This is a genomic window from Streptomyces sp. C10-9-1, from assembly GCF_024497955.1.
Lineage (GTDB): Bacteria > Actinomycetota > Actinomycetes > Streptomycetales > Streptomycetaceae > Streptomyces > Streptomyces sanyensis.
On sequence record NZ_JANHKP010000018.1, the window covers coordinates 40,439 to 57,504 of the forward strand.

Below are 17,066 nucleotides of genomic sequence, written 5' to 3' on the forward strand. Positions count from 1 at the left end.
GCAGGGCCGCCGGGGACCAGGGGGCCGGGGCCGGAGCGGCCGATGCTACGGCTGTCCGCTTGCCGGCGGCAGGTTGTGCCACGCGTGTCCGCAGTCGCCTTTGCAGTACCTCTCGCGGCGACGGGTGTCGGCGACCGCGAACACGGAGACGAGGACGCGGAACGCCTTGGGGTGCTCGGCGGAGGGGAGGTCTGAGAACCCGTAGCGGGGCGGGTCCATGCAGATCATCACCGCAGGGTTCGCCGTGGGCTTCACACCGGACCGTGCCACCCCCTCACGGCCGTCCGCAGCGGTGACGTGCGCCTGCATCGCATAGCCGGCGACGTCGTCCAGCACCTGCTGCCGGAGCGTCGGGGCGAGGCCGGAGAACCACTCCGCACCGGCGTCCAGCGCCCGGAGCCCCTGGGCGATCTCGTTGACGACCCGCTCGGTCTCGCGCCGGAGGACGCGCCCGTCGTCACTGCTCGGTTCGGTCATCGCCTGATCGTTCCACGACGCCGCTTCCGTGCGCAGGCCGTTATCCGCACCGGAGACGGCGCGGGCGGGAACCGGGAGCAGTCCGCTCCCGCCGTCCGGCAGTCCCGCGAGGGATTCCGTCTCCGCGGCTCCCCGGGCGCCGCCGAGAGTGCGGTGGCCGTCGCGCCGCTCTCCGCCGCTCCCTCCTTCGCGGGGTGGTGGAACGGCGGGTCAGAGCACCGGGGGCATCTCGGTCGTCCGCGAGTCCAGGCCCGTCCGCAGGTTCACCCAGGCCCCCCTCGTGAAGTCGGGGACGGCCACGGGACGGCCCTGGCGGGCCAGGGACGCCGCGCTCAGGGGCACGGGCGAGCACCAGGCGGCGGAGTCGTAGACGTCGATGTCGGGGACGAGCCCGGCGCGCATCTGCTGCACGGTCCGCCACTGCATGACGTAGTCCATGCCGCCGTGGCCCCCGTTGCCGGCGGCGTCGTCGCCGGCCTTCACCCAGAGCCAGTGGTCGAACTCCTTGCGGTAGGCGCCGAAGTCCCGCCAGGCGTGGCCGCTGTGGTCGGGTTCGAGGTAGACCCGGCCGCCGGTGGCCGAGGTGCCGGAGTAGTCCTCGAAGATGCCTCGGCTGCCGGCCAGGGTGTTGATGCGGCTGTAGGGGCGGGGCGAGCTGACGTCGTGCTCGGCCCGGATGACCCGGCCCCGGGCGGTGTCGATCAGGCAGGTGACGAGGTCACCGTTGACGTAGGTCTCCCGCCAGGAGGGGTGCGAGCGCGCGACGAAGCGCTCCCGGTAGTCCGCCAGCCCCCGGGGGGCGGTGGCGGTGGCCCGCAGCACGGTCATCCGGTCGCCGCGGTTGATGTCCATGGCGGCGGCGATCGGGGCCAGCCCGTGCATCGCGTAGAGCGAGGCGGTGCTGCGGGTGTGCCACAGCCGGCGCCAGGCGTCGGTGTAGTAGGTGTCGGAGAAGAGCAGCGCCCTCAGGTCGTGGAGATAGCCGCCGTGGCCGTTAGTGAGGTCCCCGAACAGGCCTGCGTGCGCCATCCTCAGCATCGCGAGTTCGTTGCGGCCGTAGCTGCAGTTCTCGGCCAGCACCAGATGGCGGCGGGTGCGCTCGCTGGTGTCCACGAGGTCCCACAGCTCGTCCAGGTCCGTGGCGATGGGCAGTTCCACGATCACGTGCTTCCCGGCGAGGAGCGAGTCCCTGCCCTGCCCGTGGTGGAACTCCCAGGGGGTGGCGATGTAGACGAGGTCGATGTCGTCCCGGCCGAGCATCCGCCGGTAGGCGTCCTCGGAGCCGCCGTACTCGGCGGGGCGGGGGCGGCCGCGGGCGACCAGCCGGTCCGCGGTGCGGCGGGCGCGGTCGGCCCGGACGTCGCAGACGGCGGTCACCGTGCAGCCGGGGACGGCGGCCCACCCCTCGCTCATGCCGGCGCCGCGGTTTCCGAGTCCGATGACGCCGACCCGGACGACGGGGTGCCGCTCGTAGGGGACGCCGATCATCGGCCTCTGGCCCTTCCGGCGGCGCGGTGCGGGGGCGGGCGCCGGGGTCCCCGGCTCGCGGCGGGCGGCCGCGGCCGTGCCCTCTCCGGAGGCGAGGGCGCCCGTGGCGGCGAGGGCGCCGCCCAGGAGTAACCGGCGCGGGACTGCGGGGATTCCAGGCATGTGCATCGCTCCTCGGTCCGTGGTGCGGCAGGGGCGGGGAAGACTCTGGCGGCGATGACGCCTACATGTCAATAGATGCTCGCTGAGGCCGCGCTGCAAACAGAAACGCTCAACGACGGGTGGCCGACCGCCGCGCAGGACGAGGGGACGGACGGCGCGGCGCAGCCGCGCGGAGGGGACGTGCCCGGCTCCTCCGGGGGCGGGGGACGGCGCGGGGAGCCGCCACGGGGCCCTCCGCACGGGCAGCGGCGGCAGGGGCGGTCAGGCCGGGCCGGCCGCCCCTCCCGGTGCGCGGCGGATGCGGTCCAGCACACCGCTCCGCAGCTCCGGGTCGTCCACCGTCAGGCCGAGCAGCCGGTAGCCGCTCTCCTCCAGGAGGTCGACCAGTTCCTGCTGGCTCAGCCCGCTGCCGCCGAGCCACTGGACCAGCGCCTCCTCGACGAACGAGAGCCAGGCGGGGACGCCGATGGCGAGGAAGGGCGTCTCGGGCGCGCCCGCGGCGACCAGGCGGGCGAGGATCCAGTCGGCGAGGACCCTGCGCACGTCGGTCCGCAGGGAGCGCACCTCCGCCCCGCCTCCGGTGGAGAGACGGACGACCGCGAGGAAGGCACGGGGGTGGCGGGCCGTCTGGTCGACGAAGGCCGCCAGCCCCTCGCGGAGTTGACCTGCGTAGGACAGCGAGGGGTCGGGCCGCACGCTGGCGACGATGCGCTCCGTCAGTGCGCGCAGCACGGCCAGCCTGAGGTTGGCCTGCGAGCCGAAGTAGTGGAAGAGGAGCCCCGGGGTCACGCCGGCCTCCGCCGCCACGGTCTCGGCCGAGACCTCCTCGATGTCGCGCCGCTCCAGCAGGGCGAGCGCCGAGTCGAGGATCTGCGCCCTGCGCTCCTCGGGCGACAGGCGCAGGCGCTTGGGGCGGGTCATACGGGGATTCTATTGATCGCCTCCCGCGACCCCGCGCGGGCGCTCGGCGACCGCCGAGCGGATCTGCTCGGTGAGGGTGTCCACACTGCGGAAGGTCAGCCCGGTGACGGCGACATGGCGCCACCGCACGACGCCCCCGGCGTCCAGGACGAAGACCGAGCGCCGCAGCCCGAGCCCGGGCACGGCCACGCCGTAGGCGCGCGCCACCGCCCGGTCGGTGTCGGCCAGGAGGGGGAAGCGCAGGTCGTGCTGCGCGGCGAACTGCTCATGGCTGTCCAGCCCCTGGGGACTGATGCCCCACACGGTGGCACCCAGGTCGGTGAACCGCTCCAGTTCGGAGGTGTAGGAGCACAGCTGCCGGGTGCACACCGGGGTGTTGTCTCCCGGGTAGAAGACCAGGACCAGCGGGCTGCCCCGCCTCTCGCCGGGCCGGTAGGTGCCGCGCAGCGGACCGGAGTCGGTGCGCACCGTGCCGGGGGCGGCGAAGTCGGGTGCGGGGGTGCCCGGTTCGGGGGGCTTCGGCATGGGTTCCTCCTCGGGTCGGGAGCGGCGGCGAGGCCGGGGGGCCGCCGCCGGGGGCCGGGCGGCGGCTGGGGCGCGCCCGGCGGTCACTCGGACTCCTGCCGCCAGCGGCGCACGTGCGGGAGGTCGTCGTCGAGCCAGTATGCGTCGTCCTCGGTGACCACGAGCAACTCCTCGAACTTCAGGCCCACGTCGCCCAGTCCGATGTGGGGCTCGACGGCCCACAGGCCGGGGGTGGGGGCATGGCGCGAGGCGCGGCCGTCGGCCCAGAGCGGGGAGCGGCCCCGCAGGCGTTCGCCGACGAACTCCCTGCCGAGCGTCTGGAGGGTGCGGACGCCGAAGCCGAAGAGGGTCACCCCCGCGGGGCCGCGGGCGGTGGTCCGGGTGACCTGGTGGCCGATGACCCGTCCGGGGTAGACCTTGTGGCGGTTGTCGTATCCGTGACGGGCGGTGAGCGCGTCGACGGAGGCGTAGATGTCGGCCAGCGGCCTGCGGTCCCGCACCTCGGCGAGGATGAGCTCCCGGTACTCGCGCAGGTCGGCGGCGATCCGGTCCCAGACCTCGTTCTCCCCGATCCGGCCCGCGTAGCCGATGTCGGCGGTGTAGCCGTCGACGACCGGCGCGCAGTCGAGGATGTAGGGCATGCCCTCGGCCAGTCGGCGGTTGCCCGCGAAGAACTGCAGCGGGGTGCGGAAGTCGCGGAAGGCGGTGCGGTCACCGAACCAGGCGAAGGGGATGTGGAAGAAGTCCCGGACTCCTTCGGCGGCCAGTTCGCGCCGCAGCCGCGCGGCCGCCTGGCGCTCGGTCACCCCGGGGCCGAGCCAGGCGCCGACGCGCTGGGCGCAGCGGTAGGCCAGTTGCTGGAGTTCGCGGAAGCGGTCGAGGTCCTGGGCGTCGTAGGGGAAGGCGGGAGGGTGGGCGGTCCTGCGGCGCAGGGCTCGGTTCGTCATGGCTGCCTCGTGGGGGTCGGGCTCCCCCGGGCGCGGCCGGGGGCCGCCGCCGCGGGAGCGGGCGGGAGGGCGGGAGGGGGCTCAGAGGTCGAGTTCCAGGCAGGCGCCTTCCGGCGCCCGGGAGACGCAGACGCGCATGGCGCCCGGGGTCCGCTCCCCGGGCCGCCGGTCGCGGTGGTCGATCGTCCCGTCGGTCACCCGGACGGTGCACACGCCGCAGAAGCCCTGGCGGCAGGAGTACGGGGTGGCCGGGTCGTGGGCCCGCAGCACGTCCAGGGCGGAGCGGTCCGCCGGGACGGCGAGGGTGGTGCCGCTGCGGCGCAGCCGCAGGGTGAACGGCCGCCCGTCCCTGATCGGGGGCGCGGTGAAGCGCTCGGTGTGCAGGGCCGCGGCGGGGCACGACTCGAAGGCCTCGCGCAGCGCGTCGAGCATCGGGGCGGGGCCGCAGCAGTAGACCGCGCCTCCGGGGGCGGCGCCGCGCAGCAGGCGGACGGCGCCGCGTACCCCTCCCTCGTCGTCGGGCAGGATCTCGACGCGATCCGGGAAGCGGTCGGCGAGCCGGTTGCTGAACGGCATGGAGGAGCGGGTGCGGCCGGTGTGGACCAGGTGCCAGTCCAGGCCGCGGCGTGCGGCCTCGCGGGCCATCGGCAGCAGGGGCGTGATGCCGATGCCTCCGGCGACGAGGAGGACCGGCCCCTCGGCGACGAAGGGGAAGGCGTTGCGGGGGCCTCGGACACCGACCGGGGTGCCGGGGGCGAGGTCCTCGTGGACCTCGGTGGATCCGCCTCCGCCGCCGCGGACGCGTCGCACGGCGATCCGGTAGGCGCCGGTGTCCGCGGGGTCGCCGCACAGCGAGTACTGGCGCACCCGGCCCGAGGGAAGGCACAGGTCGACGTGGGCCCCCGGCTGCCAGCGGCGCAGCGGGGAGCCGTCGGCGGCCGTCAGCGTCAGCGCCACGACGTCGTCGGCGGCCTCCTCCCGGGCGCTGACGAGGAACCTGCGGGGCGCGGGGGCGGGGCGCGGGGGCGGGACGGCACCCGCGGACCGGGCGAGGACGGGCACGAGGGCGCGGGCGGCGCGGTCCAGGAACCGCATCAGGCGGTCGGGGCGGTCCCGGCCGTAGAGGTCCGGTGGGATGTCGGCGGGGACGGGCGGGCGGCTCATCGGTGCGTTCCTCGGTGCTCGGGTCAGTGGTCGGCGGCGCGGGCCGCGGGGGACGCGGCGAGGTACGCGACGGCCTGGGCGGTGGATCCGTCCTGGGAGGGGTGGTAGCCGGGCCGAAGGTAGCGCACGGCGAAGCGGGCCATCCGGCCCAGGCCGGGGAGCAGCCCCTCGCGTGCGGCCTCCCGGTAGGCGCGCCAGGTGGGCCCGGCCCCCGGCGGCAGGGCGGGGTCGGCGGCCATGAGGAAGCGGACGCCGCGGATCCACAGGTGCACCAGCACGGGACCGCCGATCAGGAAGGTGCGCAGTCGGCGCGCGTAGCCGGGGTCGAGGTGCCGGAGCAGGTCGAAGGCGACGCTGCGGTGCTCGACCTCCTCCGCGCCGTGCCAGCGGAGCAGGTCGAGCATGGTCGGGTCGGCACCGGCCCGGTCCAGGGCCTCGGCGTTGAGCACCCAGTCGCCCAGGAAGGCGGTGAAGTGCTCGACGGCGGCGATGACGGCCACCCGCTCGACGACGTGCTCCCGGGCCCGGGCGGCGGTCGGCTGCGGGCGCTCTCCCAGGACGCGCCGGAAGACGAACTCCACCTGCCGGATGTAGGGCGCGGGGTCGAGCCCGGCGGCGAGCAGGTGGTCGAGCACGCCCTGGTGCGCCTCGGCGTGCATCGCCTCCTGGCCCGTGAATCCCAGGACCGCCTCCTTCAGCTCCTCGTCCCGGACGAGCGGGAGCGCCTCCTGGAACGTCCGCACGAACCAGCGCTCCCCCTCGGGCAGCAGCAGGTGGAGCACGTTGATCACATGGGTGGCGGTCGGCCGTCCGGGGACCCAGTGCATGGGCAGCCGGCCCCAGTCGAAACGGACGTCGCGCGGGTGCAGGACCAGGTCGTCGTGCGTGTCGTGGCTCATGGGTGCTCCTCCGCCGGGAGTGGGCCGGACGCCCTATTGAGAGTTACTCAACAGTAAGGTGGCTTGTTGACCTTCTGTCAATAGCGTGGACGTGCGCAGGCGGCGGCCCCGCGCACGGCCGGAGCGGGCGCGCCGGGGCGGTCCGGTCAGGGGCTGAGCTCCTCCAGCGTCCTGCCGCGGGTCTCCTCGGCGCACCAGGCCAGGGCCGCACCCGCCGCGGCCACCGCACCGAGCTGCGCGAACACCAGGGGCAGTCCCCCGCCCGCGCCGAGGATCGCCCCCACCGCCACCGGACCGGCGATCACCCCGAGGCGGTTCCACAGCCCGCCGAAGGCGGCGCCCGTGGCGCGGTGGGCCGTGGGGTAGAGCTCGGGGGCGTACAGGTAGAGGCCCGCGTTGATCGCGTACAGGAAGAAGGTGGCGCAGGAGGCGAAGACGGCGACCTCGGCGCCCGAGTCCGCGCCCGAAGCGGCGAGGACCCCCAGGCTGACCGCGGCCCCGCCGAGCGCGGTCGCCAGCGCGGGCCTGCGCCCGACGCGGTCGACCAGCAGGGCGGCCGCGAGGGTGCCGAGCAGACCGGTGGCGTGTGCGAGGAGGGTGTAGGCGAGTGCCGTGCCCAGGTCCAGGCCGAAGTGCCCGGCGTAGAGGGACGGGAGCCAGACGGAGATCCCCTGGTTGACGTAGAAGGCCGTGAACCACAGGCCGGAAAGCACGGCGGTGCGCCGCAGGTAGATGCCGTGGAAGAGAGCGCGCAGCCCGCCGGGGCCGACGGGCTGCGCGCTGGCGCGTGCGACCGGCGGCGGCAGCGCCCCGCCCGAGGACGCGGCGACCCGGTCCTCGATCCGCGCGAGGACCGCCTCGGCCTCCGCTCCCCTGCCCCGCGCCAGCAGCCACCTGGGCGACTCCTCCACGTGGCGGGGCAGCAGGGCGGCGAGCACCGCGGGCAGGGCCCCGAGGACGAACATGGCACGCCAGCCAGCATGGGGCACCACCCAGACGGCGACCAGGGCCGCGACGGCGAGCCCCGCGGGGAAGACCATCTCGTAGAGGAGCACGAAGCGCCCCCGCCGGTCGGCCCGGGCGATCTCGTTGATGTACGTCGCCGCGACGGGGACCACACCGCCGATGCCCAGTCCCTGGACGAAGCGGAAGAGCGCGAACTCCTCGACGCCGCCCGAGGCCGCGACGCCCAAGCCCGCCAGCCCGGTGACGGCCACGCCCAGGGCGACCGTGCGGACCCGCCCGATACGGTCGCCCAGCCACCCCGCCGCCAGCGCGCCGACCAGCATGCCGACGGACGCCGCGGCCAGCAGCACGGTGGCCTGGCCCGCGCCCAGCCCCCACTCCACCGTCAGCACGGGCAGCGCGGACGCGGCGAGCAGCATGTCGAAGCCCTCGAAGAAGGTGACGGCTCCGATCAGGACCCGCACCTTGACGTGCCACCGGGAGTGGGGGAGCCGTTCGAGCCGTGCCGCTATCGAGCCCTGGTCCGGCATGCCGGGCGCAGTCGCCATGGAGGTCCTTCCGGGCCTGGGTGGGGTCCGGCGGCACCGTCGCCGCCGCGGGCGCCCGGGGCGCCACGCGCGGCACAGTATGGCCGACACCGCCGGGGCCGGGGTGCGGGCCCGGCCACCGTCCGCCGCCCCGCCCCGCGGCGCGGCGCGGGGCGGCTCAGCCGACGAGACCGGCCGCGAGCACGGCCCCCAGTTCCCAGCAGCGCTCCAGGTCGGCCCTGTCCGGCTCCCCGGTCACCGCGACCGCCTCGGCCGCCCGGCGCCAGCCCAGGCCGGTGGTCACCGCGTCGATCGCCCTCAGGGCGCCGGTCACGTCGTTGCCGCCGTGGACGTACACGCCGAAGGGGCGGCCGCGGGTGGCGTCGAGGCAGGGATAGTAGACCTGGTCGAAGAAGTGCTTGAGCGCCCCCGACATGTAGCCCAGGTTGGCGGGGGTGCCGAGCAGGTAGGCGTCGGCGGCGAGCACGTCGCCGGCCGTGGCGGCGAGCGCGGGGCGGCGGACGACGTCGACACCCTCGATCCCGTCGGCGCCCGCGCCGGAGACGACGGCCTCCAGCAGCGCCTGGCAGTTGGGCGAGGGGGTGTGATGGACGATCAGCAAAGTGGCCACCGACGCACCCTGCCGCCTGGCGGGCCGCGCACGCAAACCGGCCCGCCCGCCCGCGCCGGGTGCGGCCCTCGCGGGCCGGGGCGCCGCCGCCGCGCCCAGGCAGGACAGCACCGCCCCCATGGGCCAGACTCGTAGGACAGCCTCCGTCCACCGCCCTGCGAGGTCGGGTCCATGCATGATGTGCCGCTGTGGCTGTGGATCGTGTTCGCCGCCACCGTGCTCGTGTCGCTCGCCGTCGACCTGCTGGCGCACCGGCAGGCGCATGTCATCGGCTTCCGGGAGGCCGCCGCCTGGAGCGCGGTCTGGGTCGGCCTGGCCCTGGCCTTCGGCGCGCTGGTCTTCCTGGTGGTGGGCACGGGCGCGGGGGTCGAGTACACGACGGCGTGGCTGCTGGAGAAGAGCCTGTCGGTCGACAACCTCTTCGTCTTCGCCCTCATCTTCGGCTACTTCCGGGTGCCGCGCGCCTACCAGCACCGCGTCCTGTTCCTCGGCGTCCTCGGCGCCCTCGTCTTCCGGGGGATCTTCCTCACCGCCGGCGTGGCCGTGGTCAGCCGCTTCACCGCCGTCCTGTTCCTCTTCGCGGCCGTCCTCTTCTACAGCACCTTCAAGATCCTGCGGGGCGAGGACGAGGGCTTCGACCCCGGCCGGAGCCTGGCGGTCCGGGCGCTGCGCAGGGTGGTCCCGGTGCGCGACGACTACGAGGGAGCGCACTTCTTCGTGCGGGAGCAGGGCCGCCGGGTGGCCACTCCCCTGCTGGCCGTCGTGGCCGCGATCGAGGCGGCGGACCTGGTGTTCGCCGTCGACAGCGTGCCCGCGGTGCTCGCGGTGAGCAGCGACGCCTTCATCGTCTACACCAGCAACGCCTTCGCGATCCTCGGCCTGCGCGCCCTGTACTTCCTGCTCTCCGGGCTGCTCGACCGCTTCGAGTACCTGAACAAGGGGCTCGCCGTGATCCTGGGCTTCATCGGGGTCAAGCTGGTCCTCCAGGCGGCGCACGAGACGGTGAGCACCGCCGTCCCCGAGATCCCCTCGCCGGTCAGCCTCGCCGTCATCGTGGTGGTTCTGGCGGTGTCCGTGGCCGTCAGCATCCTGCACCCGCCGAAGCCCTCCGCTCCGGCGGAGGGCGATGCCCGGCGGCCCGCGTCCCGCGACGGCGACCCTCCCGGTTGAGGCAGCGCCCGGGGCGGGGGGCGCGCACCCGGGCAAAGGCCACCCCACCTCGTCACCAAAAGAGAGTAAAGTTGCGATATGTCCAAGAACGAGCGAGCCACCGAGAGCCGGAGCGGGCACCACTGCCCCGCCTGCCACCGGCCCGTGAGCGACGTGATCGAACGGCGCAAGTCCATGGGCGTGACCGTCCCCGTATGGGTCGCGGGGCCGTGCCACAACCCCGAGTGCGCCGCGTACGTCCCGGAGCACACCGACATCACCTCGGTGCGCGGAAGCACCTGGCACGCCGCCACCGACTGGTAGCCGCGCCCTGCGGGGGCGGCCGGACCCGCGACCGGCCGGGTTCAGGCGCGCCCGGCCCGCCGGCAGCGCCGGCCGCGGGCGAGCAGGGCCTCCACCCGGGCGCCGACCTCCGCGGCCGAGCACACGGGCTCCGGGAAGGGGAGGCGGACGTCCTCGTGGCCGCGGGCGTACTCGAAGCGCAGGGTGAAGCCGAAGCGGTCCAGCGCGTAGGGGCGCACCGCGGCCCTCCCCTCGCGCACCCCCGGCGCCGCCAGGCGGCCGAGGTCGCGGACGACGTCCTGGTGGTCCCGGTCGAGATGGCCGAGCAGGGCGGCCTCCTGGAGGGCGAGCCCGTCGGGCGCGGCCGACTGCACCTCGCTCGGACCGACGGGCTCCACGCGCCCGTCCCGCTGGAGGCTCGCCCGCGCGAGGTCCAGCCTGAGCACCAGCACCCCCGGATCGTCCTGCACCACGGCCGGGGAGAGCTGGCCGAACAGCGCGACCCGTGCCCGCACCCGGTCGCGGGCGCGCACGGGTGCGATGTCGGTGAACTCCGCCAGGGCCGCGAGCGCCCCGCGCGGGGAGCACGCCGCCTCGGCCGCGAGCGGGGTGTCGCCGGGTACGCGCAGCAGCAGCCGCCCGCGCTCGACGGCGTGCATGGCCACCAGGTCGTAGGAGGTCCCGGCGGTGGCCAGGCCGAGTGAGCCGGCGGCCGCGACGACGGAGCGGATCCGCTCGGCACGTGAGGGTTCGGCGACGCGGGCAGGGGCGAGGGCCATTCCAACTCCTTAGGTTAGGCTTGCCTAACTTAGCACCCCGGATACGACTCCCCGCCACCGCCCGCTCCCCCGGGCTCCGGCCCCCGTCGCCGCGCCGTCAGACGAACCGGAAGCCGGGCGGAGGGTGCATCAGGAAGTCGCGGTGGGAGATGTTCCAGGCGTAGGCGCCCGCCATCGCGAAGACCACCCGGTCCCCCGCCCTCAGCCCCGGCGCCGCCACCGCCCTGGCCAGCACGTCCTTCGGCGTGCACAGCTGACCGGCCACCGTGACGTGCCCGCCCGCGGCCGCGGGCCGGGGCCAGGGGTGCCCCCACTCCTCCACGGCGACCACGGCCGCGGGCTGGTCGTGGCCCTTGGCCGCGGGAGTGCGCAGGTGGTGGGTGCCCCCGCGCACCACGGCCACGTCCTCGCCGTGGCTGCGTTTGACGTCCAGCACCTCCGTGACGTACCAGCCGCAGTAGGCCGTCAGGGAGCGGCCGGGCTCGATACGCAGCCGCAGCCCCGGGTGGGTGCGCGCGAGGCGCGCGAGGCCCGCTCCGTAGCCCTCCCAGTCGAAGCGCCCGCCCGGCCGGCCGTAGTCCACGGCCATGCCGCCGCCCACGACGGCCTCCGGCGCGGCCAGCCGGTGGCGGGCGGCCAGGTCCGCCGCTGCCCGCGCCACGGCCCGTGCGACCCGCAGCAGGGTGGGTGCGTCCAGGCCGCTGGCCAGGTGGGCGTGGATCCCGGCCGGGACGAGGCCCGGGCAGTCCCCGGCCAGCAGGCGCAGGGCCTCGGACGCCTCCTCCAGGGACATGCCGAAGGGCGAGGGGCGGCCGCCCATGGTCAGGGCGCTGCCGCTCAGCACCCCGTGGTCGACCGGCACGTCGACACGCAGCAGCACCCGCACCGGCGGCCGTCCCGCCGAGGCGGTGCGGGCGGCGAGCGCCGCGAGCATCCGCACCTCGTGGAGGCTCTCGGCGTGGATGCGCTCCACCCCCGCCCCCAGGGCGGCGGAGAGTTCCGCGGGGGTCTTTCCGGGGCCGGAGAAGGCGAGCGGGTGGCCGGGGGCGGCCGCGCGGACGTGCTCCAGTTCGCCGCCCGAGGACACCTCGTAGCCGTCGGTGAAGGGTTCCAGAGCGGCCAGGATCGCGGGCTCCGGGTTGGCCTTCGCCGCGTAGTACAGCTCCACCGCCGGCGGCAGCGCGCGGCGGACCGAGGCCGCGTGGGTGCGCAGGGCCGTCAGGTCGTAGACGTAGCACGGCAGTTCCCCCGGGCGCAGCGCCCCGGCGGCGGCGCGCACGGAAGGGGTCAGCAGCTCGGCCGCCGACGGCTCGTCCTCGGTGGCGGGCACGCCGCCGGGCTCGGGGGTCACAGGGCGCCTCCGGGGGTCAGGGGGGAGGGAAGCCGCACGTAGGCGGCGTCGCGGTCGGCCTCGCGCCGCCAGCGGGTCAGCAGGTTCGCCTTGGCCGGCAGCGGCGCACCGGCGAGCAGCGCCGCCGTCGGCGGCGGGTCGCCCAGGGCGCGGGAGGCGCGGGCCACGACGCGGCGCACCTGCCCCCACAGCGCGGGCTCCAGCCCGGGGTCCAGGTCGGCGAGGGCGGCGAGGACCTCGGCGGCGTGGTTGACCAGCAGGCAGTAGACCACCCGGTCCCAGCCGCGCGCCGCGTCGTAGGTCAGCGGTCCGGCCACGTCGCCCGGCAGCGCGGCCAGTGCCTCGCGGTGGTGCCCGGGGAGCAGCTTGACGCCCTCCAGGTCCCGGAAGAGGACCCGCAGGGGCATGCCGTCCCGCCCGACGCAGACGACGACGTTCTGAAGGTGCGGTTCGAGCACGATCCCGTGGCGCACGTAGGCGGTGAGCACCGGCGGGATCAGCAGCTCCGTGTAGCGGGCCCACCATTCGGCGGTCCGGCGCCGGTCGGCGCCCGCCAGCAGGCGGGAGACGTGTCCGGGGCCCGTGGGGTACTCCCCCGCCACGTCCGCGGCGAGCAGGGGCACGGCCCCCGGCGGGGTGACGGGGGCGAGGCCGTCGCGGACGATGACGCCGAAGCCCTCCAGCAGGCGGCGGTCGGGGCGGCCGTCCCGCCCCGGCAGGGCGAGCGAGCGGTAGGCGGGCTCGCGCAGCACCGCGCAGCCGGGGTGGCTGCGCTCCAGGTCCGCGAAGGCGGGGGCGAGCAGGCGGGTGAGGGCGACGGCCCCGGCGAGCTCGTAGTGGGCGTTCTTGCGGACGCAGTTGGTGATGCGCACGTCCAGGCTGAACTTCAGGAACGCGCTGCCGTCGTAGACCGTGCGCACCGAGGCGGTCGGGGCGACCGGGTGGGCGGTGGCGCCGAGGTCGAGGACGTCGCCCCGCTCCAGGGCGGCGGCAAGGACCGGGTGGGAGCCGAGCATGCCGGCCTGCCAGGGGTGCGCCGGAAGCAGCCGGTATCCGGGGGGTGCCCCGCCGAGCCGGTCGAGCGGGCCGAGGCCGCCGGGGGCGGCGGTGTCCTCGGCGGTGAGGTCCGCGCGGACGGCGAGCAGCCGCAGCGGGAAGCGGGCGCCCTCCTCGGGCGCGTAGGCGGCCCAGGCGGCGGGGTCCGCGCCGTGCGCCTTGGGGGTGGGGTGGAAGCGGTGGCCGAGCAGCAGGGACTGCTCGGAGGCGAGGTAGGCGCCGAGCGGGTCGCCGCCGGGGACGGCGGGGGCCTCCGCGGGCGAGCGGCGGGCGAGGGTGCCGGCGACGGCCCGGTGACTGGCTGCCACCTGGTCGAGGAACTCCTCGTTGGCCGTGCCCGTGCGGGAGCAGAGCTCGGCGTGCACCAGCTCGGCCAGCCGCCGCCAGCCGACGTCCCGCCACCCGCCGCCCGACGGGGGCTCCAGCGCGCTGACGGGTCCGGTGAAGCGGTGGGCGCCGATCAGCGAGGTGCGGCGCAGCGCCACGCCCAGCCGGATGTCGCGGTGGGTGAGCCGCATCAGCAGGCGGCCGTCGGCGAGGACCCGGTCCCCGGGCGCCACGGCCTCGCGCAGCAGGCAGTTGAGCAGGGTGTGGGCGACGGCCTCGTCCGCGGTGGGCAGGCGCGGGGGCGCGCCGGACCGCCGGCGGGACGTGGTGGTGCTGGGCATCGGGGTGGTCATGCCTTCCGGAGCAGGTAGTTGGGGCCGGTGGTGTAGTGCTTGTTGATGTCGGTGGCCCCCGAGCGGGCCTTGGTCAGCAGGGTGCCCGCCGTGACCATCGCCTTGACCGGCAGCTCCGGGGCGTGGAGGAGGCGGGCGCGCAGCACCTCGGCCGCGGCCGGGAGGCCGTCGGCGGCCGGGTACGCGGCGGCCGTCCGGTCCAGTGACTCGCGGAGCCTGTCGCGTACCAGGGCCAGCAGGGCGTCCGGGCGGGCGGCGCCGCGGGCGCCGAGGCCGAAGGCGAGGGCTCCGGCGCACAGGTGGACGGTGATGGCCGTGAACAGGTCGGTGACGGGCCCGTCACCGGTGACGCACACCCGCCGGTCGGCGAAGCCCAGCCGGTCGGCGTTCCACTCGCCGCCGCCGAGCGCCGCGGTCAGCCGGCGGGTGTTGACCCGCGGGCCGTCGTTGTCCTTGAGCAGCAGCCGCGGCCCTTCGGCGCCGCCGAGGACCAGCGAGACGTTCTGCTGGTGCGACTCCAGGGCGATGCCGTGGGCGAACAGGGTGGTCTGCCAGTCGAAGAGGAGGGTGAGCAGGGCGTCCACCAGGGCGGTGACGTCGCCGCCGTGGAAGCGGTCGGCGAGGGCCGCGGCCACCGGGCGCCCGTCGGGGGCGGGGGCCGGCAGAGCGGCGAGCGGCAGGACGACGGCCTGCTCCAGGCCGGCGGGCTGGACGCGGCGCAGCACGGCGAGCAGTTCGTGCCCGGCGTGGGCCCAGCGGGTCTCGTCGGCGAGCAGGATCCGTCCCGCGAAGCGGGGTGTGCGGGCGAGGACCCGGGCGAGCAGCCGCTGTCCGGCCGCGCCGTCGCGCAGCGAGGCCGGGGTGATGGTGCGCCGGTTGAGCAGCCCCAGGGTGGAGGTGGCCAGCGGCAGTTTGAGGTGTTCCGCGGGCCGGGAGGCCAGCGCGACGGTCCGCGTCGACAGGGTCGGCACCACGTCCAGCAGGGGGCGTTCGACGGGCACGGCCCGGTCGGCCAGTCCCGTGGCGGCGAGGGCATCGTGCAGGGGGCCGGACCAGGTCATCGGGTGGACGGGCAGGAGTACGTGGCTGTCGTGGAGCCGGTCGGGCAGGCCCGCCTCCGCCGGGGTCGGCCAGCCCTCCCCCGGCCGCCCGGCGGCGCCGGGGGCGTGGACGACGTGCTCGGCGGGCAGGGCGAGCCAGCGCAGCGCGAACCCGGGATGGAACTCCGGTGCCCAGGAGCGGAGTTCGTCCGCCCCCATGCCCCGTCTGCCGCGTGCGACGGGGTGGACGGGGTGGTCGGTGCGGGCGGCCAGGGTGTCGTGGGCGAGGCTGCCCCGGTGGCCGTGCCAGTACGCGGGGTCGGGCCCGTGGACCTCGGCGAGGCGGGCCAGGACGGCCGCGTCCGTCGCGGAGTGCAGGCGCCGGGCCAGCAGGTCCTGGTCGCACTCCTCGGCGAAGGCGCGGTACCCGGGGGCGTCCCCGGGGGCGGCGAGGCGTGCGAGCGCGTCGAGGACCGCGCCGGTGGAGGCCAGGTCCCGGCCGCCGGGCTCCTGGCGCAGCAATGGCAGCCGCGCGGTCCAGCGGCTCTGGAAGCCGTCCTCGCGCACGGGCAGGAGCAGGGCCCGGCCCTCTCCGGTGGGCAGCCGCAGCCAGGGGCCGTCGGACAGGACGACCAGCGTGCTGCGGGTACGCAGCCCGCCGACGTCCTCCCTCAGCAGGGCGCCGAGCACCCGCAGCAGCTGCGTCCGGGCTGCCGGGTCGGTGCGTGCGGGGGCCGTGTCGGGGCCGGGGAGCGCCGGGCCGGTCCCGCGGGCGGGTGCGCCGGTCACGGGGCGATCTCCCAGCGGGCCCCGGCGAGGAAGGCGTCCGCCGCCCGGTCGACCTCGGCGGCCCCGGGGCCGATGGTGCGCAGGACTCCGAGGTAGTCGCGGTTGGTGCGGTGCAGCGGGTGGTGCTCCCCGGGGCGCCGCAGCGGGCGGTAGGTCTGGTGCAGTCCGTTCTCCCGGCGGTCCATCGGCTCCGGGGCGGCGACGAGGGTCCCGGAGCGGTCCGCGCAGGGGTAGTCGATCCGGGCGGCCCGGTCCGCGGGGAGCTCCGGGGCGGCGGGCAGTGCGCGGCCGAGGTGGACGGAGAGGATGCGGTCGAAGAGGGGGATGCCGAGGAGGTCGGCGAGGAGCAGGTCGCACTGGTCGCCGGCGGCACGGTAGTTGACCTCCACGAGGCGGACCCGTTCCTCGTGGAGCACGAACTCGGTGTGGCAGGCGCCGAACCCGACGCCGAGGGCCGCCAGGCGCGCGAGCACCTGCTCGCGTACCGGCGCGGGGTGGTGCGGGACGTAGGTCATCCGCTCCTCGATGAAGTGCGGCGGCGGCGACAGCCGGGTGCGGAAGCCGCCGAGCAGGTGCAGCAGCCGCCCGTCGCCGAGGGTCTCCAGGGTGTGCAGTCCACCGGGAAGGTACTCCTCGACCAGCAGGGCGTCGGCAGGGCGGCGCACCCGTATCCGATCGCAGAGCCGCCGCAGCTCGGCCGCGTCCCCGGCGAGCACGACGTCCTCGCTGGCCACGCCTTCCCGGGGCTTGAGGACGCACGGGTAGGGCACGGCGGCGGCCTCGGCACGGGCCGCCGGGTCCTGGCCGGGGAGCACTTCCGCGGACCGCACCGGCTCCACCCCGGCGGCGTCGAGGCGGCGGCGCATCTCGGCCTTGTCCTTGGTGCGCAGCGCGGCCCGCCAGTCCTTCGCGGGGAGGCCGAAGTAGGCGGCCGCGAGAGCCCCCTGCATCTGGAGGTGGTCGCTGTTGGTGAAGACGCCGTCCGCCCGGCGCCCGCCCGCGATGCGGCTGATCACGGCGCGGTGGTCGCGGACGTCGCAGCCCTCGACCCGGACGTGGTCGCCCAGGGGGCCGGTTTCGCCCCAGGGGCCGGGCCGGTCGGTGAGCAGGGTGACGGACAGGCCCAGGCGGCCGGCGGCGGGGAGGAACCCGTCGAGGACCGAGTCGGTCGGGTTCAGGGCGAGCAGGTAGAGCTGCATGGGGCGGACCACT

The 17,066-nt window shown here is 76.0% G+C and carries 16 protein-coding genes; 2 read left to right on the forward strand and 14 right to left on the reverse strand.

Annotation, left to right across the window (positions count from 1 at the left end; translation table 11 throughout):
• Nucleotides 1–45: 45 nt before the first annotated feature.
• From NPS70_RS23925 to NPS70_RS23965, 9 genes are all read right to left on the reverse strand, one after another.
• Nucleotides 46–477, reverse strand: a complete 432-nt coding sequence (locus NPS70_RS23925; RefSeq protein WP_256526455.1) for a DUF5958 family protein — start codon at nt 475–477, stop codon at nt 46–48.
• 210 nt (nt 478–687) lie between these two features.
• On the reverse strand, nt 688–2,127 hold the full coding sequence (locus tag NPS70_RS23930; RefSeq protein WP_256526456.1) for a Gfo/Idh/MocA family protein: 1,440 nt from the start codon (nt 2,125–2,127) through the stop codon (nt 688–690).
• A gap of 261 nt (nt 2,128–2,388) precedes the next feature.
• Nucleotides 2,389–3,048: a TetR/AcrR family transcriptional regulator gene (locus NPS70_RS23935; RefSeq protein ID WP_256526457.1), complete on the reverse strand. Its 660-nt coding sequence runs from the start codon at nt 3,046–3,048 to the stop codon at nt 2,389–2,391.
• A 9-nt stretch (nt 3,049–3,057) separates the two neighbouring features.
• A complete protein-coding gene (locus tag NPS70_RS23940; RefSeq protein ID WP_256526458.1) occupies nt 3,058–3,573 on the reverse strand; it encodes a peroxiredoxin in 516 nt (171 codons plus the stop codon).
• A gap of 83 nt (nt 3,574–3,656) precedes the next feature.
• Complete coding sequence (locus NPS70_RS23945; protein WP_256526459.1) at nt 3,657–4,520, reverse strand: M24 family metallopeptidase; 864 nt, start codon at nt 4,518–4,520, stop codon at nt 3,657–3,659.
• Nucleotides 4,521–4,601: 81 nt separating this feature from the next.
• The gene (locus tag NPS70_RS23950) at nt 4,602–5,684 is read right to left on the reverse strand and encodes a PDR/VanB family oxidoreductase (RefSeq protein WP_256526460.1); all 1,083 of its coding nucleotides are present in this window, start codon (nt 5,682–5,684) and stop codon (nt 4,602–4,604) included.
• A gap of 23 nt (nt 5,685–5,707) precedes the next feature.
• Nucleotides 5,708–6,583, reverse strand: coding sequence for a metal-dependent hydrolase (locus NPS70_RS23955; RefSeq protein WP_256526461.1), 876 nt, complete (start codon nt 6,581–6,583; stop codon nt 5,708–5,710).
• A gap of 146 nt (nt 6,584–6,729) precedes the next feature.
• Entirely contained in the window at nt 6,730–8,097 is a 1,368-nt protein-coding gene (locus NPS70_RS23960) for an MFS transporter (protein WP_256526462.1), read from the reverse strand.
• 157 nt (nt 8,098–8,254) lie between these two features.
• On the reverse strand, nt 8,255–8,707 hold the full coding sequence (locus tag NPS70_RS23965; protein ID WP_256526463.1) for an NAD(P)H-dependent oxidoreductase: 453 nt from the start codon (nt 8,705–8,707) through the stop codon (nt 8,255–8,257).
• A 171-nt stretch (nt 8,708–8,878) separates the two neighbouring features.
• Here NPS70_RS23965 and NPS70_RS23970 point away from each other — a divergent pair, with 171 nt between their 5' ends.
• Nucleotides 8,879–9,877, forward strand: coding sequence for a TerC family protein (locus tag NPS70_RS23970; RefSeq protein WP_256526464.1), 999 nt, complete (start codon nt 8,879–8,881; stop codon nt 9,875–9,877).
• Between the two features lie 78 nt (nt 9,878–9,955).
• Complete coding sequence (locus NPS70_RS23975) at nt 9,956–10,180, forward strand: hypothetical protein (RefSeq protein WP_256526465.1); 225 nt, start codon at nt 9,956–9,958, stop codon at nt 10,178–10,180.
• 41 nt (nt 10,181–10,221) lie between these two features.
• On the opposite strand, the gene NPS70_RS23980 is transcribed toward NPS70_RS23975, so the two are convergent.
• From NPS70_RS23980 to NPS70_RS24000, 5 genes are all read right to left on the reverse strand, one after another.
• Nucleotides 10,222–10,938 carry a DUF2470 domain-containing protein gene (locus NPS70_RS23980; RefSeq protein WP_256526466.1) on the reverse strand — a complete coding sequence of 239 codons (717 nt, stop codon included), beginning with the start codon at nt 10,936–10,938 and terminating at the stop codon, nt 10,222–10,224.
• Nucleotides 10,939–11,035: 97 nt separating this feature from the next.
• Nucleotides 11,036–12,232: an alanine racemase gene (locus NPS70_RS23985; RefSeq protein ID WP_256526544.1), complete on the reverse strand. Its 1,197-nt coding sequence runs from the start codon at nt 12,230–12,232 to the stop codon at nt 11,036–11,038.
• Nucleotides 12,233–12,285: 53 nt separating this feature from the next.
• Nucleotides 12,286–14,013 carry an IucA/IucC family siderophore biosynthesis protein gene (locus NPS70_RS23990; protein ID WP_256526467.1) on the reverse strand — a complete coding sequence of 576 codons (1,728 nt, stop codon included), beginning with the start codon at nt 14,011–14,013 and terminating at the stop codon, nt 12,286–12,288.
• Nucleotides 14,014–14,021: 8 nt separating this feature from the next.
• Entirely contained in the window at nt 14,022–15,854 is a 1,833-nt protein-coding gene (locus tag NPS70_RS23995; RefSeq protein ID WP_374212051.1) for an IucA/IucC family protein, read from the reverse strand.
• Nucleotides 15,851–17,053, reverse strand: a complete 1,203-nt coding sequence (locus NPS70_RS24000) for an acetyl-CoA carboxylase biotin carboxylase subunit family protein (RefSeq protein ID WP_256526468.1) — start codon at nt 17,051–17,053, stop codon at nt 15,851–15,853. The genes NPS70_RS23995 and NPS70_RS24000 overlap by 4 nt, the downstream gene beginning before the upstream one ends.
• Nucleotides 17,054–17,066: the final 13 nt, after the last annotated feature.

What these genes read in the sequence shown, in the direction of transcription:
- NPS70_RS23925 (WP_256526455.1), bottom strand. Translation starts at nt 477, where the DNA reads ATGACCGAACCGAGCAGTGACGACGGGCGCGTCCTCCGGCGCGAGACC.
- NPS70_RS23930 (WP_256526456.1), bottom strand. Translation starts at nt 2,127, where the DNA reads ATGCCTGGAATCCCCGCAGTCCCGCGCCGGTTACTCCTGGGCGGCGCC.
- NPS70_RS23935 (WP_256526457.1), bottom strand. Translation starts at nt 3,048, where the DNA reads ATGACCCGCCCCAAGCGCCTGCGCCTGTCGCCCGAGGAGCGCAGGGCG.
- NPS70_RS23940 (WP_256526458.1), bottom strand. Translation starts at nt 3,573, where the DNA reads ATGCCGAAGCCCCCCGAACCGGGCACCCCCGCACCCGACTTCGCCGCC.
- NPS70_RS23945 (WP_256526459.1), bottom strand. Translation starts at nt 4,520, where the DNA reads ATGACGAACCGAGCCCTGCGCCGCAGGACCGCCCACCCTCCCGCCTTC.
- NPS70_RS23950 (WP_256526460.1), bottom strand. Translation starts at nt 5,684, where the DNA reads ATGAGCCGCCCGCCCGTCCCCGCCGACATCCCACCGGACCTCTACGGC.
- NPS70_RS23955 (WP_256526461.1), bottom strand. Translation starts at nt 6,583, where the DNA reads ATGAGCCACGACACGCACGACGACCTGGTCCTGCACCCGCGCGACGTC.
- NPS70_RS23960 (WP_256526462.1), bottom strand. Translation starts at nt 8,097, where the DNA reads ATGGCGACTGCGCCCGGCATGCCGGACCAGGGCTCGATAGCGGCACGG.
- NPS70_RS23970 (WP_256526464.1), top strand. Translation starts at nt 8,879, where the DNA reads ATGCATGATGTGCCGCTGTGGCTGTGGATCGTGTTCGCCGCCACCGTG.
- NPS70_RS23975 (WP_256526465.1), top strand. Translation starts at nt 9,956, where the DNA reads ATGTCCAAGAACGAGCGAGCCACCGAGAGCCGGAGCGGGCACCACTGC.
- NPS70_RS23980 (WP_256526466.1), bottom strand. Translation starts at nt 10,938, where the DNA reads ATGGCCCTCGCCCCTGCCCGCGTCGCCGAACCCTCACGTGCCGAGCGG.
- NPS70_RS23990 (WP_256526467.1), bottom strand. Translation starts at nt 14,013, where the DNA reads ATGCCCAGCACCACCACGTCCCGCCGGCGGTCCGGCGCGCCCCCGCGC.
- NPS70_RS24000 (WP_256526468.1), bottom strand. Translation starts at nt 17,053, where the DNA reads ATGCAGCTCTACCTGCTCGCCCTGAACCCGACCGACTCGGTCCTCGAC.